This is a genomic window from Nesterenkonia sp. AY15, from assembly GCF_022565855.1.
Classification (GTDB): Bacteria; Actinomycetota; Actinomycetes; order Actinomycetales; family Micrococcaceae; genus Nesterenkonia.
The window spans coordinates 611287-635918 of sequence record NZ_JAJOYV010000001.1; the positions used below are offsets into that span (position 1 = coordinate 611287).

Annotated in this window: 23 protein-coding genes; 21 read left to right on the forward strand and 2 right to left on the reverse strand. The window is 69.0% G+C overall.

Annotation, left to right across the window (positions count from 1 at the left end; translation table 11 throughout):
- Positions 1 to 9 precede the first annotated feature (9 nt).
- Genes LSI54_RS02760 through galK form a run of 4 tightly spaced genes read left to right on the forward strand, consistent with a single transcriptional unit; the run spans position 10 to position 4314 of the window.
- A complete protein-coding gene (locus tag LSI54_RS02760; RefSeq protein ID WP_241477706.1) occupies positions 10 to 879 on the forward strand; it encodes a DeoR/GlpR family DNA-binding transcription regulator in 870 nt (289 codons plus the stop codon).
- Positions 876 to 2120, forward strand: a complete 1245-nt coding sequence (galT, locus tag LSI54_RS02765) for a galactose-1-phosphate uridylyltransferase (RefSeq protein WP_241477707.1) — start codon at positions 876 to 878, stop codon at positions 2118 to 2120. Before LSI54_RS02760 ends, galT begins: the two co-directional genes overlap by 4 nt.
- Entirely contained in the window at positions 2117 to 3136 is a 1020-nt protein-coding gene (gene galE, locus LSI54_RS02770; protein ID WP_241470014.1) for a UDP-glucose 4-epimerase GalE, read from the forward strand. The genes galT and galE overlap by 4 nt, the downstream gene beginning before the upstream one ends.
- Positions 3133 to 4314: a galactokinase gene (gene galK / locus LSI54_RS02775; RefSeq protein ID WP_241477708.1), complete on the forward strand. Its 1182-nt coding sequence runs from the start codon at positions 3133 to 3135 to the stop codon at positions 4312 to 4314. Before galE ends, galK begins: the two co-directional genes overlap by 4 nt.
- Positions 4315 to 4357: 43 nt before the next feature.
- Here galK and LSI54_RS02780 read toward each other — a convergent pair whose 3' ends face one another.
- Positions 4358 to 5572, reverse strand: coding sequence for a heparan-alpha-glucosaminide N-acetyltransferase domain-containing protein (locus LSI54_RS02780; RefSeq protein ID WP_241477709.1), 1215 nt, complete (start codon positions 5570 to 5572; stop codon positions 4358 to 4360).
- A gap of 195 nt (positions 5573 to 5767) precedes the next feature.
- Between LSI54_RS02780 and LSI54_RS02785 the strand changes: the two genes are divergently transcribed.
- The 17 genes from LSI54_RS02785 to dapF all read left to right on the forward strand — a co-directional run bounded on the left by LSI54_RS02785 (position 5768) and on the right by dapF (position 23969).
- Positions 5768 to 6589: a DUF4397 domain-containing protein gene (locus tag LSI54_RS02785; RefSeq protein ID WP_241464231.1), complete on the forward strand. Its 822-nt coding sequence runs from the start codon at positions 5768 to 5770 to the stop codon at positions 6587 to 6589.
- A gap of 55 nt (positions 6590 to 6644) precedes the next feature.
- On the forward strand, positions 6645 to 7310 hold the full coding sequence (locus LSI54_RS02790) for a class F sortase (protein WP_241477710.1): 666 nt from the start codon (positions 6645 to 6647) through the stop codon (positions 7308 to 7310).
- Between the two features lie 34 nt (positions 7311 to 7344).
- On the forward strand, positions 7345 to 7902 hold the full coding sequence (locus tag LSI54_RS02795) for an RNA polymerase sigma factor (protein ID WP_241470009.1): 558 nt from the start codon (positions 7345 to 7347) through the stop codon (positions 7900 to 7902).
- The gene (locus LSI54_RS02800) at positions 7895 to 8782 is read left to right on the forward strand and encodes an anti-sigma factor (RefSeq protein WP_241477711.1); all 888 of its coding nucleotides are present in this window, start codon (positions 7895 to 7897) and stop codon (positions 8780 to 8782) included. Before LSI54_RS02795 ends, LSI54_RS02800 begins: the two co-directional genes overlap by 8 nt.
- A gap of 165 nt (positions 8783 to 8947) precedes the next feature.
- Entirely contained in the window at positions 8948 to 9865 is a 918-nt protein-coding gene (gene dapA, locus LSI54_RS02805) for a 4-hydroxy-tetrahydrodipicolinate synthase (RefSeq protein WP_241464442.1), read from the forward strand.
- 96 nt (positions 9866 to 9961) lie between these two features.
- Complete coding sequence (locus LSI54_RS02810; RefSeq protein WP_241477712.1) at positions 9962 to 11644, forward strand: ribonuclease J; 1683 nt, start codon at positions 9962 to 9964, stop codon at positions 11642 to 11644.
- Positions 11645 to 11820: 176 nt separating this feature from the next.
- Positions 11821 to 15150: a DNA translocase FtsK 4TM domain-containing protein gene (locus tag LSI54_RS02815; protein WP_241477713.1), complete on the forward strand. Its 3330-nt coding sequence runs from the start codon at positions 11821 to 11823 to the stop codon at positions 15148 to 15150.
- A gap of 7 nt (positions 15151 to 15157) precedes the next feature.
- Positions 15158 to 15850 (forward strand): CDP-diacylglycerol--glycerol-3-phosphate 3-phosphatidyltransferase, encoded by a 693-nt coding sequence (pgsA, locus tag LSI54_RS02820; RefSeq protein ID WP_241470006.1) that lies wholly within the window; start codon positions 15158 to 15160, stop codon positions 15848 to 15850.
- Positions 15843 to 16496, forward strand: coding sequence for a CinA family protein (locus LSI54_RS02825; protein WP_241475319.1), 654 nt, complete (start codon positions 15843 to 15845; stop codon positions 16494 to 16496). The genes pgsA and LSI54_RS02825 overlap by 8 nt, the downstream gene beginning before the upstream one ends.
- Positions 16497 to 16590: 94 nt before the next feature.
- Positions 16591 to 17037 carry a helix-turn-helix domain-containing protein gene (locus LSI54_RS02830; protein WP_274617472.1) on the forward strand — a complete coding sequence of 149 codons (447 nt, stop codon included), beginning with the start codon at positions 16591 to 16593 and terminating at the stop codon, positions 17035 to 17037.
- 177 nt (positions 17038 to 17214) lie between these two features.
- Positions 17215 to 17799, forward strand: a complete 585-nt coding sequence (locus LSI54_RS02835) for a MarR family winged helix-turn-helix transcriptional regulator (protein ID WP_241464239.1) — start codon at positions 17215 to 17217, stop codon at positions 17797 to 17799.
- A complete protein-coding gene (locus tag LSI54_RS02840) occupies positions 17796 to 18014 on the forward strand; it encodes a DUF3046 domain-containing protein (protein ID WP_241464240.1) in 219 nt (72 codons plus the stop codon). The genes LSI54_RS02835 and LSI54_RS02840 overlap by 4 nt, the downstream gene beginning before the upstream one ends.
- A 257-nt stretch (positions 18015 to 18271) precedes the next feature.
- On the forward strand, positions 18272 to 19315 hold the full coding sequence (gene recA, locus LSI54_RS02845; RefSeq protein WP_241464241.1) for a recombinase RecA: 1044 nt from the start codon (positions 18272 to 18274) through the stop codon (positions 19313 to 19315).
- Positions 19316 to 19327: 12 nt separating this feature from the next.
- The gene (locus LSI54_RS13110; protein WP_342357789.1) at positions 19328 to 20359 is read left to right on the forward strand and encodes a regulatory protein RecX; all 1032 of its coding nucleotides are present in this window, start codon (positions 19328 to 19330) and stop codon (positions 20357 to 20359) included.
- Between the two features lie 11 nt (positions 20360 to 20370).
- Positions 20371 to 21948 (forward strand): tRNA (N6-isopentenyl adenosine(37)-C2)-methylthiotransferase MiaB, encoded by a 1578-nt coding sequence (miaB, locus tag LSI54_RS02855; protein WP_255727123.1) that lies wholly within the window; start codon positions 20371 to 20373, stop codon positions 21946 to 21948.
- Positions 21948 to 22919 (forward strand): tRNA (adenosine(37)-N6)-dimethylallyltransferase MiaA, encoded by a 972-nt coding sequence (miaA, locus tag LSI54_RS02860; RefSeq protein WP_241477714.1) that lies wholly within the window; start codon positions 21948 to 21950, stop codon positions 22917 to 22919. The genes miaB and miaA overlap by 1 nt, the downstream gene beginning before the upstream one ends.
- Before the next feature lie 60 nt (positions 22920 to 22979).
- Complete coding sequence (gene dapF, locus LSI54_RS02865; protein WP_274617473.1) at positions 22980 to 23969, forward strand: diaminopimelate epimerase; 990 nt, start codon at positions 22980 to 22982, stop codon at positions 23967 to 23969.
- Positions 23970 to 24011: 42 nt separating this feature from the next.
- Here dapF and LSI54_RS02870 read toward each other — a convergent pair whose 3' ends face one another.
- Positions 24012 to 24629 carry a class I SAM-dependent methyltransferase gene (locus LSI54_RS02870; RefSeq protein ID WP_241477715.1) on the reverse strand — a complete coding sequence of 206 codons (618 nt, stop codon included), beginning with the start codon at positions 24627 to 24629 and terminating at the stop codon, positions 24012 to 24014.
- Positions 24630 to 24632 lie beyond the last annotated feature (3 nt).

Below are 24632 nucleotides of genomic sequence, written 5' to 3' on the forward strand. Positions count from 1 at the left end.
GGGGAGTCCATGCTGGCAGCCCAGCGTCGTGCCGGGATCGTCTCTCTGCTGGACGTCTCCGGGGCCGTGAGCGTCACCGAGCTCGCCGCGCACTTCGGGGTCTCGGACATGACCATCCGTCGGGACCTGGACAACCTCGCCGCCCACGGGCTCATCGCCAAGGTCCACGGAGGAGCCGTCGCCCCGGCCGATGCCGCCGCCGGCTCATCCGCGCGGCGCAGCGAGGAGCCGGGCTTCCCGGTGAAGTCAGCGCAGCGCCAGGCCGAGAAGGAAGCCATCGCCGCGGCCGCCGTTCAGCTGGTCCAGCCGGGGATGTCCATCGGCCTCTCCGCCGGCACCACCACCTGGGCGCTGGCGCACCGGCTCCTCGACATCGGAGAGCTCACCGTGGTCACCAACTCCCCGCGGATCGCGGAGATCTTCCACCGCTCCGCCGAGCAGGCGCGGGTCGGCGGCGAAGCCCCGGAACAGACAGCCGCGGGCAGCGCACCAGCAGATCAGACCGTCATCCTCACCGGGGGAGTCCGGACGCCCTCGGACGCGCTGTTCGGCCCGATCGCGAACCAGGCGCTGCGCTCCCTGCATCTGGATCTGATCTTCCTCGGCGCCCACGGCTTTGCCCTGGAGGCCGGGTTCACCACTCCGAACCTGGAGGAGGCCGAGACCAACCGGACCTGGCTGCAGACCTCACCGCGCGCCGTCGTGCTGGCGGATCACAGCAAATGGAACGCCACAGCGCTGGGCACCTTCGCCGAGCTCGCGCAGATCCACACACTGATCACCGACACCGGCCTCGACGACGCCGCGGCCGATGCGCTGCGCGAGCAGCTCGAGGCGCTGATCCTCGCCGAACCCACCGAGACCAGGAGTCCCCGATGACCACCCCCGCCACCCCCGCCAGCGCCGCCGAGCGCCCCGCGCCCGAACCGCCGCAGCCCCTCCCCGGCGGGCATGCCGCGCAGCGCACCCGGGCCCAGCTCGCCGACGGCCGCGAGATCTTCTTCTTCGACGATGAGCCCCGCCGTCGCACCGTCGAGGACCGGCGCGAGATCTCCCGACCGGTGGGCGGCAACGAGATGCGCTATGACCCGCTGCTGCGCGAATGGGTGGCCATCGCCGCGGCCCGCCAGAATCGGACCCACCTGCCCTCCACCGATCAATGCCCGCTGTGCCCCTCGACGCCCGAGCGTGCCACCGAGGTCCCGCAGGGCCAGTACGACGTCGTCGTCTTCGAGAACCGCTTCCCCTCCTTCCGCGGCGACATCCCGATCCCCGAGGAGCTCCTGAGCACCACGACGGCGGCGCAGGAGTCTGCCGGTCTGCGCCACCCCGGCTCGGGCCGGTGCGAGGTGGTCTGCTTCACCGACCAGCACACCTCCGCGCTGGGGCAGGTCAGCGTCAGGCGGATGCGCACCGTGGTGGACGCCTGGGCGGACCGGACCGCCGCGATGCTCGCCGAACCCGGCGTCGAGCAGGTGTACTGCTTCGAGAACCGCGGCGAGGAGATCGGAGTGACGCTGAACCACCCGCACGGGCAGATCTACGGCTACCCCTTCGTCACCCCGCGCACCCGCACCCTGTTGGACTCCGCCGCGGACTACCGCGCCCGCCGCGACGCTGATCTCTTCGCCGACATCCTGGCCAGCGAGGTCGCCGACGGTCGCCGGATCGTCGCGCGCACCGAGCACTGGACCGCGTTCACCCCCGCCTGGGCGCGCTGGCCGGTGGAGCTGCACATCTACCCGCACCGCGCGGTGGAGCGGCTGCCCGAGCTCACCGACGCCGAACGCGACGACTTCGCCGCGCTCTACCTGGACCTGCTGCGCCGCGGCGACCTGCTCTTCGACTCACCCCTGCCCTACATCTCCGGCTGGCAACAGGCCCCGGCCTCGACCGCACCCGGGCTGATGCGGCTGCATCTGCAGCTGTTCTCGATCCGGCGGGCGGAGAACAAGCTGAAGTACCTGGCCGGCTCCGAATCCGGGATGGGCGTGTTCATCAATGACATCGCCCCTGAGGAGACGGCACGGCGACTCGTGGCGATCGGCCCGCAGGCGGCAGAATCAGACACGGCAGAGTCAGAGCAGGCAACACCCACCCAGACAGAGGAGACACCATGAAGCTGCTGGTCACCGGCGGTGCCGGGTATATCGGATCCGTGGTGGTGCAGCGGCTGCTCGCCGAGGGCCACACCGTGGAGGTCCTGGACAACCTGAGCACCGGCCACGCCGACTCCGTGCTGGACGGAGCGCGCTGGCACCAGGCCGAGCTGCTCCAGGTCGGTGAGATCCTGGACTCCAGCTTCGACGGTGTCGTCCACCTCGCCGCGCGCTCCCTGGTGGGGGAGTCGGTGAGCCACCCGGAGCGCTACTGGCACGGCAACATCGTCGCCACCCTCGCGCTGCTCGATGCGATGCGCGAGGCCGGGGTCGGCCGGCTGGTGTTCTCCTCCACCGCCGCGGTCTACGGGGAGCCCGCCGGATCCAGCATCGCCGAATCGGACCCGACCATGCCGACCAACCCCTATGGGGCGTCGAAGCTGGCGATCGATCACATGCTCACCGCCGAGGCCCACGCCCACGGGCTGGCCGCGATCAGCCTGCGCTACTTCAACGTGGCCGGCGCCTCCGGTGACCTGCGCGAACGCCACGACCCGGAGACCCACCTGATCCCGAATCTGCTCAAGGTCGCCGCGGGGGAGAAGGAGTCCGCCAGCATCTTCGGCACCGACTACCCGACCGAGGACGGCACCGCGGTGCGCGACTACATCCACGTGCTCGACCTCGCCGAGGCGCACCTGCGCGCGCTGCAGGCCGCCGAACCCTCGACCCACGAGATCTACAACCTCGGCACCGGCACCGGCACCTCGGTGCGCCAGGTGATCGACGCCGTCCGCGAGGTCACCGGGGCTCCAGTTCCGGCGACGGAGGAGCCCCGCCGCGCCGGGGACCCGGCGGTGCTGGTCGCCTCCGGAGCGCGCGCGCTCGAGCGGCTGGGCTGGAGCCCGACCCGCGAGGTCCGCGAGATGGTCGCCGACGCCTGGGCCGCCCTGGGGCACGAGCCCGCCGCGACCCCCGACCCACAGACCGCCGGAACCCAGACCCCCGGAGACCAGGCCCGCGGAGGCGCCGCATGAGCTCAGAGCACCTGGCGCTCGCCGAGCACTTCCACGCCGCCTACGGCCGCACCTGCACCGGGATCTGGGCCGCCCCGGGCAGGGTCAACCTGATCGGCGAGCACACCGACTACAACGGCGGCTTCGTGCTGCCCTTCGCTCTGCCTCAGGTCAGCGAGGTGGCGGCCGCGGCCCGCGAGGACCGGATGGTCCATGTGCGCTCGCTGCTCAACGGCGAGACCGCGGAGTTCAGCCTCGACGGGCTGGCCCCCGGCGTCGTCACGGGCTGGGCCGCCTATGCCGCCGGGGTGCTCTGGTCACTGGAGCAGGCCGGACACCGGCTGCCCGGCCTGGACCTGCTCATCGACTCCACGGTGCCCATCGGCGCGGGACTGTCCTCCTCGGCCGCCCTGGAGTGCTCGGTGGTGCTGGCGGCCACCGACCTGGCCGGCGTCGACCTGCCCGCCGCGGAGCTGGCCCGGCTCGCGCAGCACGCGGAGAACGACTTCGTGGGCATGCCCTGCGGGATCATGGACCAGATGGCCTCGGTCGCCGCCGAGGCCGAGCACGCGCTGCTGCTGGACACCCGCAGCATGAGCACCGAACAGGTCCCGTTCACCCTGGCCCCGGATGATCTCGCGCTGCTGGTCATCGACTCCCGCGCCGAGCACCGCCTCGTGGACGGCGAGTACGCCGCCCGCCGCGCCCAGTGCGAGGCCGGCGCCCGGACGCTGGGGGTGCAGAGTCTGCGCGAGCTCACCGACGACGGGGTCGCGCCCGAGGAGCTGCCGGCGCGGCTCCCCGACGAGGTCACCCTGCGACGGGTCCGGCACGTGCTCACCGAGAACGCGCGGGTGCTCGCCGCCCGGGAGGCGCTGCGCACCGGCGCCTACGCCCAGCTCGGTGAGATCCTTTCTGCATCCCACGCCTCTGCCCGCGATGACTTCGAGATCACCGTCGAAGAGACCGACACCATGGTGCAGACGCTGCTCTCGGTGCCGGCCTCCGATCACGTGCAGCCCGCGCTGGGGGCCCGGCAGGTGGGTGGAGGATTCGGTGGGTGCGTGATCGCGCTGATCCAGGCGGACTCCTTCGACGGGCTGCTCGCCGCGGTCCAGGACAATGCCCGCCGGCGCGGCTTCACCGAGCCCACCGGCTTCCTGGCGCACGCCTCCGCCGGAGCCCGCCGCCTCGCCTGAGCGCCGTGCGGGAACCGCCGCCGTGCCTGCTCCGGGCGAGGACCTAGCGGCCCGCGACGGCGTTGCCGGCCGCGTGGGCCAGCGCCTCCAGCGGGCCGCGACGGCGCAGGATGAAGCGCAGCAGACCCGCGCCCAGGGCGCCGATGATCAGGATCATCAGCATCTCCATCGGCGAATACTTGGTGAGGAAGGTCAGGAAGTCCGGCACCGGAGCCCCGCGCCAGAAGTGCAGCACCACGATGTGGGCCACGTAGAGGGTCAGCGGCATCGCACCCGCGCCGATCAGCGGTGCCAGCAGCCAGCGCAGCTTCTCCGCGACCAGCAGGCACAGCCCCAGCACCAGCATCGAGGTGCCGATGGTGTGGATCAGGTCCATGGTGGAGCCCTCATGGGGGGTGGCAAGCAGAAACCACAGGTCCTCGGTGACCAGCGGAACCTGGAAGGTCCCGACCAGCAGCTCGGCGCGCATCTCGGCGCTGGACCAGCCATAGCGGGCCGCCAGTTCGGGGATCAGCGAGGACTGCCAGAGCATCCACAGGTGCACCGCGTAGCTCGCCGCGGCCAGCACGAGACCGATGCCGGCCAGCTTCAGCGCGGTGGGGGCGCGGTGCAGCTGCAGCCGGCCGATGGCCATGCCGGTGAAGAGGTAAGCCGGCCACAGCAGCAGCGGGTAGTACCCGGTCAGCGCCAGATCCATGCCCAGCACCGCCGGATTGGCCAGGTCGGCGACGCCGGGGGAGTGCCAGAGCCGCCAGATGTCGGGGAATCCCTCCCAGGAGCTGCGCAGATCGTTGTGCAGCCACCAGAACGCCACCGGGGCTGCGGCCACCCAGGCCCCGGCGAGCGCGAACAGCGGCACCGCGCCCAGACGCAGGAACGGCAGCGCGAGCAGGAAGAGCAGGCCGTAGTGCACCAGGATGATCGCCACTCCGGAGTTCAACGAGGCCAACAGCAGCCCGATCACCACCACGACCAGCGCGCGCCCCGCCACAGCCTTGCGGTCCCCGGCGAGCTGCGCCCCGGAATGGGGTCGGCCGTCGCCGCCGCTGAGCAGCGAGAGCCCCACCCCGGCCAGCATCGCGAACAGCGCGGAGGGCCGTCCGGTGAAGAGCAGCCCGGCCCAGCTCGCGTCCTGGCCGGTCTCAGAGATGGTGGGCAGCGCGTGGACGCTCATCATCCCCAGCAGCGCGAGACCGCGGGCGGCATCGACACCGGAGATGCGGCGCGGACGTACGGAGGTGGTGCCAGCTTTGATCACCGTATGTACGTTACTGCTTCCTCGGGCCGACGATCGCCGAGCACCTGGTGGGCGCGCCAGCGGACCACTTGAGCGGCCCGGGAGAAAAAAGTTTCGAATCCGCTGCAACCTTTTTGCGGCTCCGACGGTAGTCCTGATGTGAGCACAAAAAGTGATCACCATCACTGCCTTCAGGCACCCTGAAAGGACAACGCCATGCGCAAGTCACTTCCACTCGCCACCACCGCTCTCGTCGGGATGGCCATCGCTGCCACCGCGGCCCCTGCCTACGCCGACGAGCATGAGGCCTCCGCTCAGCTCTCCGTGCTGCACGCCGTGCCGGACCTTCCCGTCGACGTCTACGTCAACGGCGAGCTGACCCTCGATGACTTCAACCCAGGTGACCTGGCCGGGCCGCTGGAGCTGCCGGGCGGCGACTACGAGATCGCGATCACCGCCGCCGACGCCGCCGATGCCTCGGATCCGGTGCTCGGCCCCGTGGACGTCTCCCTGGAGGGCGGCGGGAACTACACCGCAGCCGCCCACCTGGACGCCGACGGCAACCCGACCGTGACCGCGTTCGGCAACGACACCTCGGAGCTCGCGGCCGGTGAGGGTCGCCTCACGGTGCGCCACGTGGCCGCCGCCCCCGAGGTCGACATCTGGGCCAACGGCGAGGTCGCCGTCGAGTCGCTGGCGAACCCGGACGAGGCCGCGCTGGAGCTGCCTGCCGGCACGCTTGAGGCCGCCGTGTCTCTGGCCGGCGAGTCTGACCCGGTCATCGGCCCGGCTGATGTCGACGTCGCCGAAGGCGTCAACACGATCGTCTACGCCTGGGGCTCCGCCGCGGACGGCAACCTGGCTCTGGCAACCCAGACGGTCGACGCCGCGCACTCCTCGCCAGACGGCGTGCCCACCGGCAACTTCGAGGTCGTCGCCGGCCAGTCCACTGCCGGCTGGGTCGCCGGCATCGGCGTGCTGGCCCTGATGGGCGTCGGAGCCGTGGCCATGGGTGCCCGCGCCAAGAGCCGCGCCTGAGATGAACAACCACCGTCGTCGCCTGCGGGCGGGTCACTCCGCCAGCCTGGCTCTCATGCTCACCGCTTCTCTGGTCGCAACAGGGTGCGCCACGGGGACTGCGGCCAGCTCCGAGGGCCAGGCGGCGGCGGTCTCGGCCTCCGGAGCATCCCCGGGACCGTCGGCGTCTTCCCCTTCGCCGACGGCCCCCGGATCTCCGGAGGCCACCCCCTCAGTCCTGAGTCCCGGATCCGTCCCGGTCCAACCTGCCGAGCAGGGAGAACAGGAGCCCACTCCCGAGCCCGTGCAGGTGCTCTACCCGGAGATCGATGCAGACATCCCGGTGGAGCCGCGCGGCGGCGCCGGGGATGGCCAGATGGACATCCCCGACGACGCCGCCCAGGCGGCCTGGTACGAATACGGCAAGGCGCCGGCCGATGAGGTCGGGACCACCGTCATCTCGGCCCATGCCGGCTCGCAAGAGACCCCGGTCGGGCCGCTCTATGCATTGAAGGACTCCAGTCCGGGTGAGGAGGTGACCGTCCTTGACGAAGCCGGAGATGCACATCACTATGAAGTCACACAGGTGGAACAGCTCGGCAAGGACGGCCTGGACTTCGCTCCGTATTTCGAGCGGACCGGGGAGCACCGTCTCGTGCTGATCACCTGTGGGGGTCAGTGGATCGATGAGCGCAGCAGCTATGCGGACAACATCATCGTGGTCGCCGAACCCCTCGATTGAGCAGGCGACAGCTCCGGTTGCGCCTGGCCTGCCCGTGCCCCCCGACCGAGGAGTCGCTCTGGATCATCAGCACCTTGCGATGCGCTTCGCGGCCGGGGAGCCCGCAGCCATGCACGACCTCTACCGCCAGCACGGTAGCTTCGTGTTCTCCCTGTGTATGGCCGCGCTCCGGCATCGTCAGGACGCAGAGGATGCCACCCAGCAGGTTTTCACCCGGGCCTGGCGTTCACGGGACACCTATGACATCACCCATCCCACCGGCGCCTGGCTCACCGGGATCACCCGGCGGGTGATCGCCGATGTCTTCGCCCGGCGGGAGAAGGATCTGCAGGCCGCCGAGGCCGGGGCCGACGCGGCTGCGCGCGACGGTGCGCCGCAGCCGACCGACGCCGTGGTCGACCGAGTGGTGGTCCAGCAGAGCCTGAATCAGCTGGGACCGCCGCAGAATGAGATAATTCGTCTGGCCTACACCGAGGACCTTCCGCTCAAGATCATCGCGGAACGCCTGGAGATGCCGCTCGGCACCGTGAAATCCCATGTCCACCGGGGACTGGCACGCATGAGACAAAGTCTGGAGGTGCATAGTGACTGAACAGATTCCCGCGCGGAACGGTTTCGGCACCAACGGGCACCTGACGGACGAGTACCTGGCGGTCCTGGCCGATCCGCGGCTCGCCCACACCGAGTCGGCCGCCGACCAGACTGATGATCAGACCTTGGACCAGATCCACCCGCCACTCCCAGCTGCCCAGCGCGAGCACCTCGGACTCTGCGGGCCCTGCCACGCGGCCTTCGAGGCCACCGAGCGTGCCATGGAGGCGCTGCGGGATCCCGCCGCGCTGCACGAGCCCCCCGCCGGGCTCTGGGACCGGATCGCCGCCGAGATCGCAGCGACCCCGGAGCATGCCTCGGACCGGAGCGCCTCGATGGCCTCGGTCACCGAGCTGCGCCCCCGGACCAGTGAGCGGAACAGCCGCCGGCAGAGCCAGCGGGAACCTTCCCGGCGCAGCCGCGCCTGGATCCCGCTCGCGGCGGCCGCCGCAGGCGCGTTGCTCGGCGGCGCGGCGGTGGCAGCTGTGCTCGGCCAGGGAGACGCCGCCGAGGTGGAGCTTCCCGTGGCCGTCCCCACCGTCGTCGGCGACGCCACCTTGGAACCGGTGGCCGCAGAGGACTTCACCGGCCGCGCCGAGATGGTCGAGACCGAGGCGGGGGCCCTGGAGCTCACCGTAGAGATCTCCGCGGCCCCGGACCCCGAGGCCGGATACTTCGAGGTGTGGCTGCGCGATGAGGACGGCACCCAGCTGATCTCCCTCGGCTCCGCCACCGCCGGCTCCACCACCTTCACGGTGCCCGCCGGCATCGATCTGAGCCAGTACCCCGTGGTCGACGTCTCCCACGAGCACTTCGACGGGGACCCCGGGCACAGCGGCATCACCCTGGGCGCGGGTCCCATGGAGGAAGCCGACATCTGACCCCGCGACCGGGTCCCGGCCAGGATCCGGTCAGGTCTCGGCCCAGTCCCGGCCAGGTCCGCGCGGAGTTCCTGCCCGTCGCTGGCCCGTCGGCGGGGCCCACGCGGTAGGCTGTTGCTTATGGCAAGCGACAACGAGCCCACACACGAATTCGATCCGCACCTCATGGAGGGGCAGGTCCAGCACCCGGATCAGACCGACCCGTACTTCGGGCACCTGATCACGGCGATGGTGACGCCTTTCACCCCCGATGACAAGATCGATTTCGAGGCCTTCGAAGCGCTTGCCGTCAGGCTCGTCGAGGAGGGCAACGACTCCCTGGTGGTCTCGGGCACCACCGGTGAGACCTCCACGCTGGAGGACCACGAGAAGGAATCCCTGGTCCGCGCGGCCAAGTCCGCCGTCGGAGACCGGGCGAAGGTCATCGCCGGCACCGCGACCAACCACACCGACCACGACCTGCTCATGGCCAAGCGCGCCGAGCGCGCCGGGGCCGACGGCCAGCTGGTGGTCACCCCGTATTACAACAAGCCCAGCCAGGACGGAGTGTTCGCGCACTTCACCGCGGTGGCCAATGCCGCTGACCTGCCGCTGATGGTCTATGACATCCCCGGACGCACCGGCATCCCGATCGCCACCGAGACGATCCTCAAGCTCGCCGAGCACCCGCACATCATGTCGCTCAAGGACGCCAAGAACGACATCACCGCCACCACCGAGGTGCTCACCAAGACCGACCTCGAGGTCTACTCCGGCGATGACCAGAATGTGCTCGCCTGGATGGCGATGGGCGCCGCCGGAGTCGTCTCGGTCACAGCCCACGTGGCGTCCCCGACCTTCCGACGGATGATCGACGCGGTGCTCAACTACGAGCTGCGCGAGGCCCGCATCGCCCACGGCGAGCTCGGCCCCGTCATCCGCGCGATGATGACCCGCGTCCAGGGCGCAGTCTCGTGCAAGCAGGTGCTCAACTGGCTCGGCACCGGGATGCACCCCAGCGTCCGCCTGCCCCTGGTGCAGGCCAACGAACTCGAGAAACAACTGATCATCGCCGACCTGCGCGAGGCAGGCTGGCAGCTCTGAGGGACCCGTTCGAAGAACGGGCTGCCAGCGGAGCAGAGAACGCAACCACTACACAATTGAGGTCCCCACCGGGATCTCTCGAGGAGGAATCTCACCTTGGCAGCACAGCGCCTCATCACTCCACCGAAACTCCGCCGCGGCACCCTGCGCACCGTCGCCCTTGGCGGCCTGGGGGAGGTCGGGCGCAACATGACGGTCTTCGAGATCGACGGCAAGCTGCTGATCGTCGACTGCGGCGTCCTCTTCCCCGAAGAGGAACAGCCCGGCGTGGACCTGATCCTTCCTGACTTCAGCTACATCGAGAACCGGCTCGACGACGTCGTCGGCCTGGTCCTGACCCACGGCCACGAGGACCACATCGGGGCCGTCCCGTACCTGTTGCGCAAGAAGCCCGACATCCCCCTGATCGGCTCCACGCTGACCCTGGCCTTCATCGAGGCCAAGCTGACCGAGCACCGGATCAAGCCCTACACGCTCGAGGTCAAAGAGGGTGACATCGAGGACTTCGGCCCCTTCCAGTGCGAGTTCATCGCGGTCAACCACTCCATCCCGGACGCGCTGGCCCTGTTCATCCGCACCGAGGCCGGCACCGTGCTTCACACCGGTGACTTCAAGATGGACCAGCTGCCCCTGGACGGGCGGATCACCGACCTGCGCCACTTCGCCAAGCTCGGCGAAGAGGGCGTGGACCTGTTCCTCACCGACTCCACCAACGCCGACGTCCCTGGCTTCACCACCCCGGAGAAGGAGATCGGTCCGACCCTGGACCAGCTCTTCGGCACCTCCAACCGGCGGATCATCGTGGCGTCCTTCTCCTCCCACGTGCACCGCGTGCAGCAGGTGCTCAACGCCGCCCACGCGCACAACCGCAAAGTGGCCTTCGTCGGCCGCTCGATGGTGCGCAACATGGGCATCGCCTCGAAGCTCGGGTTCCTGGACGTGCCCGAGGGCATCCTGGTGGACATGAAGAAGGTGGACAACTACCCCGACTCCGAGGTGGTGCTGATGTCCACCGGCTCGCAGGGCGAGCCGATGGCCGCGCTCTCGCGCATGGCCAACGGCGACCACCCGATCCAGGTGGGTGACGGCGACACCGTCATCCTGGCCTCCTCGCTGATCCCCGGCAACGAGAACGCGGTCTTCCGCGTGATCAACGGGCTGCTCAAGCTCGGCACCGACGTGATCCACAAGGGCACCGCCAAGGTCCACGTCTCCGGACACGCCTCCGCCGGTGAGCTGCTCTACTGCTACAACATCGTCAAGCCCAAGAACGTCATGCCTGTCCACGGCGAGACCCGCCACCTGATCGCCAACGGCAGGCTCGCCGAGGACACCGGGGTCCCCAGCGACCGCGTCATCCTCGCCGATGACGGCTCCGTGGTGGACCTGCACAAGGGTGTCGCGCAGATCGTCGGCCAGGTCGAGTGCGGCTACGTCTACGTGGACGGCTCCTCGATCGGCGAGATCACCGACAACGACCTCAAGGACCGACGCGTCCTGGGCGAAGAGGGCTTCATCTCCGTGGTCGTGGTGGTCAACCGGCAGACCGGCAAGATCATCTCCGGACCAGACATCCACGCCCGCGGCGTCGCCGAGGAGGATCAGGTCTTCAAGGACATCAAGCCGAAGATCTCCCGCGCGCTGACCGAGGCGATCCAGGACAACAAGGAGCACACCACGCATCAGCTGCAGCAGATCGTGCGCCGCACCATGGGCTCCTGGGTGGCGCGCAAGCTGCGCCGCAAGCCGATGATCGTCCCGGTGGTCGTCGAGACCTGATCCATCGGGTCGCCCCGCCCGGGTCAGCTCGACCTGCACCGGTCAGATCTGCACCATCACGCCGCTGGGCCTCGCATCATGCGGGGCCCAGCGGCGCATCCGGCGCAAGGGTGTGACGGGGTCCAAAGGTGTGCCGATCGGTGACCGGACCCGGCATCGAGGGTAAGTTAGCCTCTATGGCGACACGTACTTCCCCCTCGCGAGCCGCCAGCACCAAAGGAAGCAAGACCTCCAAAAGTGCATCCGGCCGCGCGACGACGTCGAAGAATCCCTCCAACCCACCGGCAGAGTCCCCCCGCGGGAACCTGCTGGCCTCCGCCGCACGCGGCTTCTGGCTGGCCCTGGCCACGCCGGTGGCCTCTGCTGTGCGCGGGATCGGTCGGCAGGTGAAGGTTCACCCCGATGATCGCCGCGACGGCGCCGGACTGGTGTTCTTCCTGCTCGCGCTGCTCACCGCGGTGGTCGACTGGTGGGGAGCCCGCACCCTGGATCACTGGGCGGTCAACCTGGTGCACACCTCCACTGCGGGGACCTTCGGCTGGGCCTCGGTGATCCTTCCGCTGATCCTGTTCATCGCCGCCGTGCGCTACTTCCGCGCACCCCAGGAGCATGCCGGCAACGCCCGGATCGCCGCAGGCAGCGCCATCATCCTGGTCGCCTCGGCCGGGGTCGTGCACCTGGCCAACGGTCTGCCCACGATCAACGAGGCCTTCACCGTCGGCGACGACGGCACCTTCACCGCCCTGCTGAACTCCGGGGGAGTCATCGGCTACCTGGTCAGCGTCCCGCTGGCCTCCCTGGTGACCCCCTACCCGGTCTGGGCGCTGCTGCTGCTCGCGCTGCTCGCCGGACTCCTGGTCATCACCGACACCCCGCTGCGCCGGGTCCCCGACCGTGTCGCGGTCGCCAAGGGCTTCATCGTCGGGGAGCGCCGCGAGCCGCTCGAGGATCCGAGTCTTCCCTCCGGCGGCTCGGCCCAGCAGTCGGCACCCGCGCAGAAGTCGGGCTCGAAGTCAGCGCCCGCATCACAGTCAAAGTCTCACGACGACGACGCCCAGGCCCGCCCGCGTCGCGCCGCCCGCCACGCCGAGGACGGCGGCGGCGAGGGCCGCACCAAGAAGTCCCTGCTGTCGAAGATCATGGGCACCAAGCAGGATTCCGAGGACTCAGACACCGACTCCTTCGGCCACGAAGACCCCGAGGCCAGGCGCGCCACCGAGGGCGCCTACGAGGACCCGGTGTTCAACGAGTCCGAGCAGGACTCGTTCGGCTCTCCGGCAGTGCCTGCCGGGGTGCGCCGCCCCACCGCCCAGGAGCGCGCCATTCAGCGCGCCCGGGAGAAGGCCGCACCGGCAGCCGCAGCCCACGCGGCACCCGCCGCAGCGGCGGCGCCTGCCGTGCCGCCGTCGGGCGTTCCGTCCTCCGCGGGACTGAAGCGCAATCCCAACCCCGAGGCGCCCGCTCCGGCCGCTGCCATGCCGGTGCGCTCGGAGCAGCTCACCCTCGGTGGCGACGTCACCTACGCGCTGCCCGAACAGGGGCTGCTGCCCTCGGGTCCGCCGGCCAAGGAGCACACCGCCGCCAACGATGAGATCGTCCACGCGCTGAACCAGACCTTCCAGCAGTTCAAGGTCGAAGCCCAGGTCACAGGGTTCTCCCGCGGCCCCACCGTCACCCGGTACGAGGTGGAGCTGGTTCCCGGCACCAAGGTGGAGAAGGTCACCGGGCTGGAGAAGAACATCTCCCTCGCCGTGGCCTCGAACGAGGTCCGGATCCTCTCGCCGATCCCGGGCAAGTCAGCCATCGGCATCGAGATCCCGAACAAGGACAAGGAAGTCGTCGCCCTGGGTGACGTGCTGCGCTCCAACGCGGCGCGGAAGACCGAGCACCCGATGGTCATGGGTGTGGGCAAGGACGTGGAGGGCGGCTTCGTCGTCGCCAACCTGGCCAAGATGCCGCACCTGCTCGTCGCCGGCGCCACCGGTGCGGGCAAGTCAGCGTTCGTGAACTCCATGGTCACCTCGATCCTGATGCGCGCCACCCCCGATGAGGTGCGCCTGGTCATGGTGGACCCCAAGCGGGTGGAGCTCACCGCCTACGAAGGTGTCCCGCACCTGGTCACCCCGATCATCACGGACGCCAAGAAGGCCGCCGAGGCGCTGCAGTGGGTGGTCAAGGAGATGGACAACCGCTACGACGACCTCGCCCACTTCGGCTATAAGCACGTGGACGACTTCAACAAGGCCGTGCGCAGCGGAGCGATCCAGCTGCCGCCGGACTCCAAGCGCGACCTGCGCCCCTACCCGTATCTGCTGGTGATCGTCGATGAGCTCGCCGACCTGATGATGGTCGCTCCGCGCGACGTCGAAGACTCGATCGTGCGCATCACCCAGCTCGCCCGCGCCGCCGGCATCCACCTGGTGCTGGCCACCCAGCGTCCCTCGGTCAACGTGGTCACCGGGCTGATCAAGGCGAACATCCCCTCCCGGATGGCCTTCGCCACCTCTTCCTCCACCGACTCCCGCGTGGTGCTTGACTCGGTGGGCGCCGAGAAGCTGCTCGGACAGGGCGATGCGCTGTTCCTGCCGGCAGGTCGGCCCAACCCGATGCGCGTGCAGGGGGCCTGGGTCAACGACTCCGAGGTCCACGCCGTGGTCGAGCATGTGAAGTCCCAGCTCAAGGCCCAGTACCGCGAAGACGTGGTGCCGGAGAAGGTCTCGAAGAAGATCGACGAGGACATCGGCGACGATCTCGACGTGCTCCTTCAGGCCACCGAGCTGGTGGTCACCACCCAGTTCGGCTCCACCTCGATGCTCCAGCGCAAGCTGCGCGTCGGCTTCGCCAAGGCCGGGCGACTGATGGACCTGATGGAATCCCGCGGTGTGGTCAGCGCCTCCGAGGGCTCCAAGGCCCGCGACGTGCTGGTCTCCCCGGAGGAGCTCCCCGGCCTGCTGGCCATGATGCGCGGCGAGGAGCCGCGGGCGGCGGCGCCCAGCGAGGCCGCACCGGAGGCGTACGACAACACCGGGATCGAATACGAGCCCGGCCAGTCGGTGCAGACCGCGCCCAGCGGCATCCTCGGGGTCGCAGAGCCTGCGCACAGTCCGACGTCAGCCGCAGGCGCCGGCTCCGCCTACTCGGCGGCCTCCGGTCACTCCGCCCACTCGGCCGCTTCCGGTCACTCCGCTCCGTCCGGTCATTCGGCGGTCTCCGCCGTCTCGGCGCCGGATCCGGCTGGCTATCCGACGACCCAGCCCACCCAGATCCAGCCGATCCAGCCGCGCGAGGGCAGCGACTATCCCGCTCGCGGCGAGGAGGAGCCCACGCAGACCGCACCCACCCAGGCTGTCGGGCAGCGCCAGGTCAGCCGCGCCTCGCTCTCCAGCGCCGACCTGATCGCCCGTGATCTCGCCGAACGCACGGCGGCCCTGCCGCAGGCGAGGGACTATCATGACGGGCACGACTCCACATCCGGCGAGGATATGTGGGAATTGACCGGACGTTGAGAGACTCATGACTGACACACCGCGCGAACGAGACGCACAGACCGGGCAGCCGGCCGAACCGCCGCTGCTCAACATCGCCAACATCCTCACCATGGTGCGCATAGCGCTGGTCCCGGTCTTCATCTGGCTCCTGGTGCTCGACGCCCAGGGCGAGGTGTTCGGCGGGTCCGGCGAGGCCACCAACGGCGGATGGCGCTGGGCCGCCGCCGGGGTCTTCGCACTGGCGGTGCTCACCGACAAGATCGATGGCGACCTCGCCCGGTCCCGCAACCTGGTCACCGACTTCGGCAAGATCGCTGACCCCATCGCGGACAAGCTGCTGATCGGGGCCGGCCTGGTCATGCTCTCGCTGCTCGGTGAGCTTCCCTGGTGGGTGACCATCGTGATCCTTGCCCGTGAGCTCGGCGTCACCGTGCTGCGCATGGTCGTGATCCGCTACGGCGTGATGCCGGCCTCCCGCGGCGGCAAGCTCAAGACGGTGCTGCAGTCCGCCGGCCTGCTGCTGATGCTGCTGCCCCTGGTGGTCATCGCGACCTGGCTGGCCGACGTCGCCTTCTGGATCATGATCCTCGCCCTGGCCGTCACCGTGGTCACCGGAGTGGACTACCTGATCTCCGCGATCCGGATGCGCCGCCGGGTGCGCCAGGAGCGTGCAGACTCTGCCGCGGCCGAGCACCCCAGGTCGCCCGACGATGACTGATCTCTCCAGCGAGCCCGACCGGATCTCCGGACAGGCCGGAGAGGTCGCCCGCGCCGCGGAGCGCCGGACCGAGCCGCGCACCATCATCCAGAGCCTGGGGCACCGGGGCCTCACCCTGGCCACCGCTGAATCGCTGACCGCCGGCGGTCTCTGCTCCCGCATCGCCGAGGTGCCCGGCACCTCGGTGGCGCTGCTTGGCGGCGTCGTCGCCTATTCCAGCGCCGTGAAACGTAATGTTCTCGACGTCGATGCGCAGCTGCTCGAGGATCGCGGCGCCGTGGATCCCGATGTCGCGGCGGCCATGGCGCGCGGCGTCGCGTTCTGCACGGGAGCCGATATCGGCATCGCGACGACCGGCGTGGCCGGGCCCGAACCTCACGAGGGCAAGGACGTGGGCACGGTCTATCTGGGGCTGGCCTGCAGAGAGTCCTCAGCCGAGCGGCTCGGACTGCGCCTTCCCGCCGGCTGCGAACCGGCCTCGGCGGGACTGGCCCCCGAGACCGCTGAGACGTGGATCTCTGGATCCCTGCTGCTGGATCTGCACGGTGACCGCGCAGAGATCCGCGCCGCCTCGGTGGAGGGCGCATTGAAGCTTGTCGAAGACTTCTTGCTCACCGAACCTCATGGCATCGGGGATCGGGACTAGAGTAGGCGTATAGGGACCTTCAGCCACCCCGGGAAGAAAACACCTGCCAAGACCGTTGACGACAGGTGGAACATACCGAAAGAGGAGTGAGTCCATGGTGAGACAACCAGTCACCGTCAACGGCGTGACCCGTTGGAAAGATATGGACGTCGAAGGCGTCGCCACGACCCAGCCCCGAGAGTCCAAGGGAGTGATCCTGCGCCAGGAGATCGGTGACGTCCTGCGCAGCATCCGGCAGGCCGAAGGCCGGACCCTGCGAGATGTCTCCCACGACGCGCGAGTGTCCCTGGGGTACCTCTCCGAGGTGGAACGCGGGCAGAAGGAAGCCTCTTCGGAGCTGCTCGCCTCGATCTGCTCCGCCCTCGAGGTGCCGCTCTCCACGATGCTCTCCCAGGTTGCGGAGCGCATCGCCACCGCCGAGGGACTCCACGTCCCCGACACCGTGCCCACCGAGTTCCAGCGCGAGTTCGGCGGCGGAGTCGTCCCGGATCGCGTGCCCGACGCGCTGACCCGAGAAGAACTCGCCCGCAGCGGGTCCTGAGACCGATGCCGGCCGCAAGGCATGGGCGTGTGCACCGACAGCCAGCCAGCCGCTGGCCAGACCGGCAACATCGTCGGCGGATCAGCCGGATGAGATTCAGCACCGGAGCAGGCCAAAGATCTGTCTGGGAGGGCGCCCTATGGGGCGGCCCTCCCTTGCTGTCCTAGACTGTTGCCCATGGAAAGTTTTGATCGACGCGCCAAGGTCCACGAGCTGGAGCAGGAGTTCAACCGACTCTTCGTCCGGCGTCGATTCAACGCCCTGCAGCTGGCGCGTCAGATCGACTCCGAGATCGAGCCGGCCTCTTATTCCGTGCTCGCCACGCTCCAGCAGATGGGACCGCAGCGGATGACTGCGATCGCCCGTCACCTGGGGATCGGCAAGCCCACACTCTCGCGGCAGCTCAGCACGCTGGAGCACCGCGGCTTCGTGGAGAAGGCCACCGACCCTGCCGACGGCCGGGCCCAGATGGTCTCGCTGACCGAGGAGGGCCGCGCCCGGCTGGAATCCGCCCAGGGGGACCGAGCCGAGCGATACCTGCAGATGCTCACGCCCTGGCAGGAGCAGGAGATCGAGACGCTCTCGAAGCTGCTGGCCAAGCTCAACAAGGCCTACACCGAGTTCGACGCCGAGCACGATCCCTCGCTCGCGCAGGAGTCCACCGTCCCGGGAGCCGTGAACATCGCCGACCCGGTGCAGCGCTCCGCAGGATCAGCGGTGCGACATTCGACAGACAACGGCACAGACAAGAGGGTTTCGTGAGAGAAAGCCGGTTCTGGTTCCTCATGGAGGGTGAGTTCGGGGCCAACTACGCCCACGTCCTCGCCGACTCGTTGGTGCTCAGCGAATACCAGCTGACGGTGAAGTCCTCGCTGGAGGCGGGCGTGAGTGCGCGCGATGTCTGGGACGCCGTGTGTGAGCAGCAGGATGTCCCCGCTGATCGACGCCTCGGACGAGACATCTCGCCGAAGAGCTGAGCTGGACCGGACACACCCGATCAGCACCATGGGTGGAGCGGCCCGCGGCCTCGGCGGCGGCGGGCGAATCAGCCGCGCGGACACGCCGGGCGACAGTCGAAGATATGTTCGACTGGATGCGTTAGAGTTTTCCTCAGAAGGCCCGTACTGCGGGGTCGACCCGGTTGGATGCACATCGTCTGCCCGTGCACGAGGGCATGTCAGAGGGTCCGCCTAATCTGGCACCACATACATACAACGAGTCATCGAGGTGAATCATGGCAGTCAGCAAAGATCGTGAGAAGGCGCTTGAAGCAGCGCTGGCACAGATCGACAAGCAGTTCGGCAAAGGTTCGGTCATGCGTCTGGGTGATGAAACCCGGGCGCCGATCGAGACCATCCCGACCTCATCGATCGCCATGGACGCCGCACTCGGCATCGGCGGCTTCCCCCGCGGCCGCGTCGTGGAGATCTACGGCCCGGAGTCCTCGGGCAAGACGACCGTGGCCCTCCATGCAGTGGCCAACGCGCAGAAGATGGGCGGCATCGCCGCCTTCATCGACGCCGAGCACGCCCTCGATCCGGTGTACGCCCAGAAGCTGGGCGTGGACACCGACGCGCTGCTGGTCTCCCAGCCGGACACCGGTGAGCAGGCGCTGGAGATCATGGACATGCTGGTCTCCTCGGGCTCCATCGACATCGTCGTGATCGACTCCGTCGCCGCGCTGGTGCCCCGCGCCGAGATCGAAGGCGAGATGGGCGACTCCCACGTCGGCCTCCAGGCCCGCCTGATGTCGCAGGCGCTGCGCAAGATCGCCGGTCGGCTCTCGCAGACCAAGACCACTGCGATCTTCATCAACCAGCTCCGCGAGAAGATCGGCGTCTTCTTCGGCTCCCCGGAGACCACCTCGGGCGGCAAGGCGCTGAAGTTCTACGCCTCGGTCCGTGTCGACGTGCGCCGCATCGAGACCCTCAAGGAGGGCACCAACGCGGTGGGCAACCGGACCCGCGCCAAGATCGTGAAGAACAAGATGGCCCCGCCGTTCAAGCAGGCCGAGTTCGACATCATCTATGGCGAGGGAATCTCCCGTGAAGGCGGCCTCATCGACGTCGGCGTCGAGAACGGCCTCGTGAAGAAGTCCGGCGCCTGGTTCACCTATGACGGGGACCAGCTGGGCCAGGGCAAGGAGAAGGCACGCACCTTCCTCAAGGACAATCCCGACCTTGCCGATGAGATCGAGCGTCGCATCCGGGAGAAGCTCGGTCTGATCGCCCCGCTGGAAGACGAAGGTGGACCCGCCCTCAAGGCGGTCGACGGCTGATAGGAGGCCTCTATGGGTGACCAGCAGCAGAAGATCGACGCCCTGCGGGCGGCCATGACGAGAATCCAGGAGCGGGACCCGGACGAGCCGGTTCCCGACTTCCTGGTGGTGGACACCTCCCTGCCCGCTCCGCCTGCCGACGCTCCGCCTGCCGACCCTCCGCCTGCCGACGCTGGGACTGCCGGGTCTGCCCCGGGCGAAACCGTCCCGGGCGACGCCCTGGGCGCGGAGGCCGACTCCGCCGGCCCCGAACTCGCTGACTCCGAACTCGCTGGCCCCGAACTCGCTGACATCGAGTCGGGAGACCTCGAGTTCGAGGCATCAGCCGCGGCCCGTCCGCTGGTGGACCCTGGCGGGCTCCCCGGCCCCACGGCGCCGTTGGAGGCTGAGGATCGCCGCGAAGATCGGGCCGAGGACGCCCCCGCGTTCGATGCCCCCGAAGTCAATGCCCCCGAAGTCGATGCCCCTGAAGCTGAAGCTGAAGCTGAGGCCGACGACGGGGAGGCCGAGACCTCCATGGGTGCCATCGCCGAGCTCAGTCCTGAGGAGCAGTACGAGAAGGCCCGTGCCGTGGTGCTGCGCCGACTCACCGGGTCCCCGAAGTCCCGGCACCAGCTCGCCGTGGCGTTGAAGGAGAAGGAGTTCCACCCGGAGATCATCACCCGGGTGCTGGATCGGATGGAAGAGGTCCACCTGGTCAATGACACGGAGTTCGCCCGCACCTGGGTGAGGGGTCGTCATGAGCTCAAGAACCTCGGAAAGTCCGCGCTGCGCCGGGAGCTGCGTGAGAAGGGCATCAGCGAGCCGGTGGCAGCTGACGCGCTGGAGCAGATCAGCGCCGAGGACGAGGGTGAGGCCGCGCGCGAGCTCGTGCGGCGCAAGCTTCAGGGCAAGGCCGTGCCCACCGGGCCCAGTCCGGAGGAGCGCGCCGAGCGGGACAAGGTCACCCGTCGACTGGTCTCGATGCTGGCCCGCAGAGGCCACGCCCCGGGAGCAGCCTTTCAGATCGTGCGTGAAGTGATCGAGGATCACTCAAACGCGTAGAATTCCCTGCAATGAGTGATGCACTGATGGACCGCGCCGAGACCACCGCACCGGACCCCGCCCTGGCGGAGGGTTCTGCCGTCGATGCGCACCCGGCAGCGGCGGGTCCGCGCACCTACGAGGTGCGCACCTTCGGCTGTCAGATGAACGTCCACGACTCCGAGCGGATGTCAGGACTCCTGGAGGACGCCGGCTACGGGCCCGTCGCAGCGGGCGCCACCCCGGACCTCGTCGTCTTCAACACCTGCGCGGTGCGTGAGAACGCCGACAACAAGCTCTACGGACATCTGGGGATGCTCCGCCAGACCAAGGCCGCGCATGACGGCATGCAGATCGCCGTCGGCGGCTGCCTGGCGCAGAAGGATCAGGAGACCGTCCAGAAGAAGGCACCCTGGGTGGACGTGGTCTTCGGGACCCACAACATCGGGTCGCTGCCGGCACTGCTGGAGCGCTCCCGCCACAACGCCGAGGCCGAGATCGAGATCCTCGAGGCTCTCGAGACCTTCCCGTCGACGCTGCCGACCAAACGCGAGTCCGTGCATTCCGGGTGGGTGTCCATCTCGGTGGGCTGCAACAACACCTGCACCTTCTGCATCGTGCCCTCGCTGCGCGGCAAAGAGCGCGACCGGCGTCCGGGCGAGATCCTCGCCGAGGTCCGCGCGCTCGTCGCCGACGGCGCAGTGGAAGTCACCCTGCTGGGCCAGAACGTGAACACCTACGGAGTCGAGTTCGGCGACCGCGGCGCCTTCGCCAAACTGCTGCGCGCCTGCGGAGAGATCGAAGGGCTCGAGCGTGTCCGGTTCACCAGCCCCCACCCGGCCTCCTTCACCGACGACGTCATCCATGCCATGGCCGAAACTCCCAATGTCATGCCCCAGCTGCACATGCCGCTGCAGTCCGGGTCCGACAAGGTGCTCAAAGACATGCGACGCTCCTACCGTTCCAAGAAGTTCCTCGGGATCCTGGAGAAGGTGCGTGAAGCCATGCCGCGTGCGGCGGTCACCACCGACATCATCGTGGGCTTCCCCGGGGAGACCGAGGCGGACTTCGAGGACACCATGCGGGTGGTCGAGGCCTCACGCTTCGCCTCGGCCTACACCTTCCAATACTCACCACGTCCAGGCACCCCCGCCGCCACCATGGAGGATCAGATCCCCAAGGCGATCGTGCAGGAGCGGTTCGAACGCCTGTGCGCCCTGCAGGACCGCATCGGCGCCGAAGAGAACGCGAAACTTGTGGGCACCTCCCAGGAGCTTCTCGTCACCGCCGACTCCGGTGCGAAAGCCACCGAGACCGGACGGCTCAGCGGGCGCGCGCGGGACAACCGGCTCGTGCACTTCGCCGTGCCGGCCGGAGCCTCCGCGCCGCGTCCCGGTGACTTCGTGACCGTGACCATCACCGAGGCCGCCGGATTCCACCTGCTGGCCGATCCGACGGGCCCCGCGGACTACGAGCTTCGTCGGTCCTCCGCCGGCGAAGCCTGGGACCGCTGGCAGGCTGACTCCTGCGGCGTGGGCACCACTCAGGTGACCGGATCCACTCCTGCGGCCGTCTCCCTCGGCATGCCGACTCTGCGCCCCGTCTCCTGATGACCGCTGATCATCTGACACAGCAGGTGTCCTCCGCAAGATCGGATGCTGCCCGGCAGACGGCTCCGCTGATCGTGCTGGTCGGCCCCACGGCCTCCGGCAAGTCAGCGCTGGGCATCGACCTCGCCGAGCGCCTCGACGGGGAGATCATCAACGCCGACTCGATGCAGCTCTACCGAGGCATGGACATCGGCACCGCCAAGGTCACCCAGGACGAGGCCGGCGCCGTGCCGCACCACCTCCTCGACGTCCTCGACGTGACCGAGGAGGCCTCGGTCGCGGACTTCCAGGACCAGGCACGCCGGATCATCGGGGAGATCAGAGCCCGCGGCAAGACCCCCATCATGGTCGGCGGCTCAGGGCTCTACGTGCGCGCCGTCATCGACGTGATCGAATTCCCACCCACCGACGCAGAGCTGCGCAGCCGCCTGACCCTGCGACTCGACGACGAGGGTGCAGCCCCGCTGCGCCAGGAGCTGCGCGAGCTGGACCCCGAGTCTGCCGCCGTCATCAAAGACGACCGACGCCTGATCCGTGCCCTGGAGGTCGTGCTGCTCACCGGCCGGACCTTCTCCTCCTACATGCCGCAGCGGCGCCATGAACCAGGCCTGGAACCGGTGGTGCAGATCGGACTCGACGTGGACCGGCCCCTGCTCCACGAACGCATCGCACGCCGCGTCCAGCGCATGGCCGACCAAGACCTGCTCGAGGAGGTGCGCCAGCTCGACGACGCCGGACTGCGTCGAGGACGCACCGCCTCCCGGGCCATCGGCTACCAGCAGTTCCTCGAAGTCCTCGATGGCGAACTGACCCCGGGGGAGGCGATCGAGTCCACCACGGTGGCCACGCGCAGGTTCGCCCGGAGACAGGAGACCTGGTTCCGCGCTGATCCCCGCGTGACCTGGCTCCCGGCGCCGTCCCAAGACCTCACCGAGCAGGCCCAGGAAGCGATCCACCGCGCGCTGCGTTGAACATCTCGACAGCGGCGCGCCCCCAAGCAGCAGCTCAGAAGATCAGGACCCGAAGCATCAATGAAGGAGAACCGCGTGGCTCACCACCTCACCGGCCTGGACGCCCTCACCGGCACCTCGATCACCAAGGCCCACGCCACCGGCAATGACTTCGTCATGATCGCCGACCCCACCGGGGAGCAGGCTCTGGAAGCGCACCAGGTGGCAGCGCTCTGCGACCGTCACCTGGGCATCGGCGGCGACGGGGTCATTCGTGCAGTCCCCGCACACCTGGTCATCGGCGACGCCATGGTGTCACGGGTGCTGGCCGAGACGCCTGAGCTCAGCAGCACCGACGAAGCGCCCCTGTGGTTCATGGACTACCGGAACTCCGACGGTTCGGTGTCCGAGATGTGCGGCAACGGCGTGCGCGCCTTCGCCCACTTCCTGATCGCCGAAGACCTGGTGCAGCTGGCCGAGGGCCAGGAGCTTCCCGTCCTGACCCGGGCCGGGCTGCGCACCGTGCGCAAGGTCCCCGAGGGCTACGCCATCGGCATGGGCGTATGGTCCTTCCTGGACCCCGAGCAGGCCGCGTCCAACGCCTCGGACGCGCTGGTGATCGCCGCCGGACTCGATGAGCCCCGCCCAGCCCTGAGCATCTCGATGGGCAATCCGCATACCGTCGTCGCTCTCTCTGACGAGACCACGCTGCAGGACCTGAACCTTCACGAGGCACCCAAGGTGGACCCGGTCCCGCCCGCAGGGACCAACGTGGAGTTCGTGGTCCCGGCCGAGCCGCTGGTGACTCAGGGCGAAGACGGCCAGCCGGTGGGTCGGGTACGGATGCGCGTGCATGAACGCGGGGTCGGCGAGACCATGTCCTGCGGGACCGGCGCCTGCGCCGCCGCAGCCGCGGTCCGGGTCTGGGCCGCAGATGACAGCGTGAACCTCTGGAAGGTCGACGTCCCCGGCGGACAGGTCACTGTACGGTTCACCGCCCGCGCCGACGGGGCCGAGGACGTGGAGCTGGCGGGACCCGCGGAGCTGGTGCTCACCGGGACACTCGCCTGAGCCGCTGAGCCGCTGAGCCGCTGAGCCGTCGACGCCGCCTGCTCAGCCGCGGCTGATCCGAAGCAGTCGGAAGCCCTTCGCGGTCTCCGCGCGCCCGCTGTGGAACTCGCTTGCTGAGCCGGAGAGCATCGTGGTGATCCAGGCGAGCAGCGAGTCCGCGCCGAGGTTCTTCTGCACCACCAGCCAGGCCTCGCCGCCGGGGCCCAGCCGCGGCAGCCAATGCTCAAGCAGTCCGTGCAGCACCTCTTTGCCCACACGGATCGGGGGATTGGACCAGATCGTGTCGAATTCAATCTCAGCCGGCACCTCTTCAGGTGCCACGACCCGCACATTGGTCAGTCCCAGTGCAGCCGCGTTCTCCGCACACAGGATGCGGGAGCGTTCGTTGACATCCACCGCCCAGACCGTGGCCGCCGGTGAGCGCATCGCCATGGTGAGCGCCAACGGGCCCCAGCCGCAGCCGATGTCGAGCAGGTGGCCCTGGCTCGCCGGATCGGGCGCGTGCTTGAGCAGCACCGCAGTGCCCTTGTCCACTCCGTCGGGGGAGAAGATGCCCCCGGCGGTGGAGACCGAGACCTCTCTGCGGTCCAGGGTGACGCTGACGGTTCGGCGGGTGAAGGGCCCCTCGGGGGACGCGGAGAAATAATGCTGGGAGTTCACACG

Excerpts from the sequence above, each read along its gene's own strand:
- LSI54_RS02760 (WP_241477706.1), top strand. The coding sequence starts at position 10 with ATGCTGGCAGCCCAGCGTCGTGCCGGGATCGTCTCTCTGCTGGACGTC.
- galT (WP_241477707.1), top strand. The coding sequence starts at position 876 with ATGACCACCCCCGCCACCCCCGCCAGCGCCGCCGAGCGCCCCGCGCCC.
- galE (WP_241470014.1), top strand. The coding sequence starts at position 2,117 with ATGAAGCTGCTGGTCACCGGCGGTGCCGGGTATATCGGATCCGTGGTG.
- galK (WP_241477708.1), top strand. The coding sequence starts at position 3,133 with ATGAGCTCAGAGCACCTGGCGCTCGCCGAGCACTTCCACGCCGCCTAC.
- LSI54_RS02785 (WP_241464231.1), top strand. The coding sequence starts at position 5,768 with ATGCGCAAGTCACTTCCACTCGCCACCACCGCTCTCGTCGGGATGGCC.
- LSI54_RS02790 (WP_241477710.1), top strand. The coding sequence starts at position 6,645 with ATGCTCACCGCTTCTCTGGTCGCAACAGGGTGCGCCACGGGGACTGCG.
- dapA (WP_241464442.1), top strand. The coding sequence starts at position 8,948 with ATGGAGGGGCAGGTCCAGCACCCGGATCAGACCGACCCGTACTTCGGG.
- LSI54_RS02815 (WP_241477713.1), top strand. The coding sequence starts at position 11,821 with ATGGCGACACGTACTTCCCCCTCGCGAGCCGCCAGCACCAAAGGAAGC.
- pgsA (WP_241470006.1), top strand. The coding sequence starts at position 15,158 with ATGACTGACACACCGCGCGAACGAGACGCACAGACCGGGCAGCCGGCC.
- LSI54_RS02825 (WP_241475319.1), top strand. The coding sequence starts at position 15,843 with ATGACTGATCTCTCCAGCGAGCCCGACCGGATCTCCGGACAGGCCGGA.
- LSI54_RS02830 (WP_274617472.1), top strand. The coding sequence starts at position 16,591 with ATGGTGAGACAACCAGTCACCGTCAACGGCGTGACCCGTTGGAAAGAT.
- LSI54_RS02835 (WP_241464239.1), top strand. The coding sequence starts at position 17,215 with ATGGAAAGTTTTGATCGACGCGCCAAGGTCCACGAGCTGGAGCAGGAG.
- recA (WP_241464241.1), top strand. The coding sequence starts at position 18,272 with ATGGCAGTCAGCAAAGATCGTGAGAAGGCGCTTGAAGCAGCGCTGGCA.
- LSI54_RS13110 (WP_342357789.1), top strand. The coding sequence starts at position 19,328 with ATGGGTGACCAGCAGCAGAAGATCGACGCCCTGCGGGCGGCCATGACG.
- miaB (WP_255727123.1), top strand. The coding sequence starts at position 20,371 with ATGAGTGATGCACTGATGGACCGCGCCGAGACCACCGCACCGGACCCC.
- miaA (WP_241477714.1), top strand. The coding sequence starts at position 21,948 with ATGACCGCTGATCATCTGACACAGCAGGTGTCCTCCGCAAGATCGGAT.
- dapF (WP_274617473.1), top strand. The coding sequence starts at position 22,980 with ATGAAGGAGAACCGCGTGGCTCACCACCTCACCGGCCTGGACGCCCTC.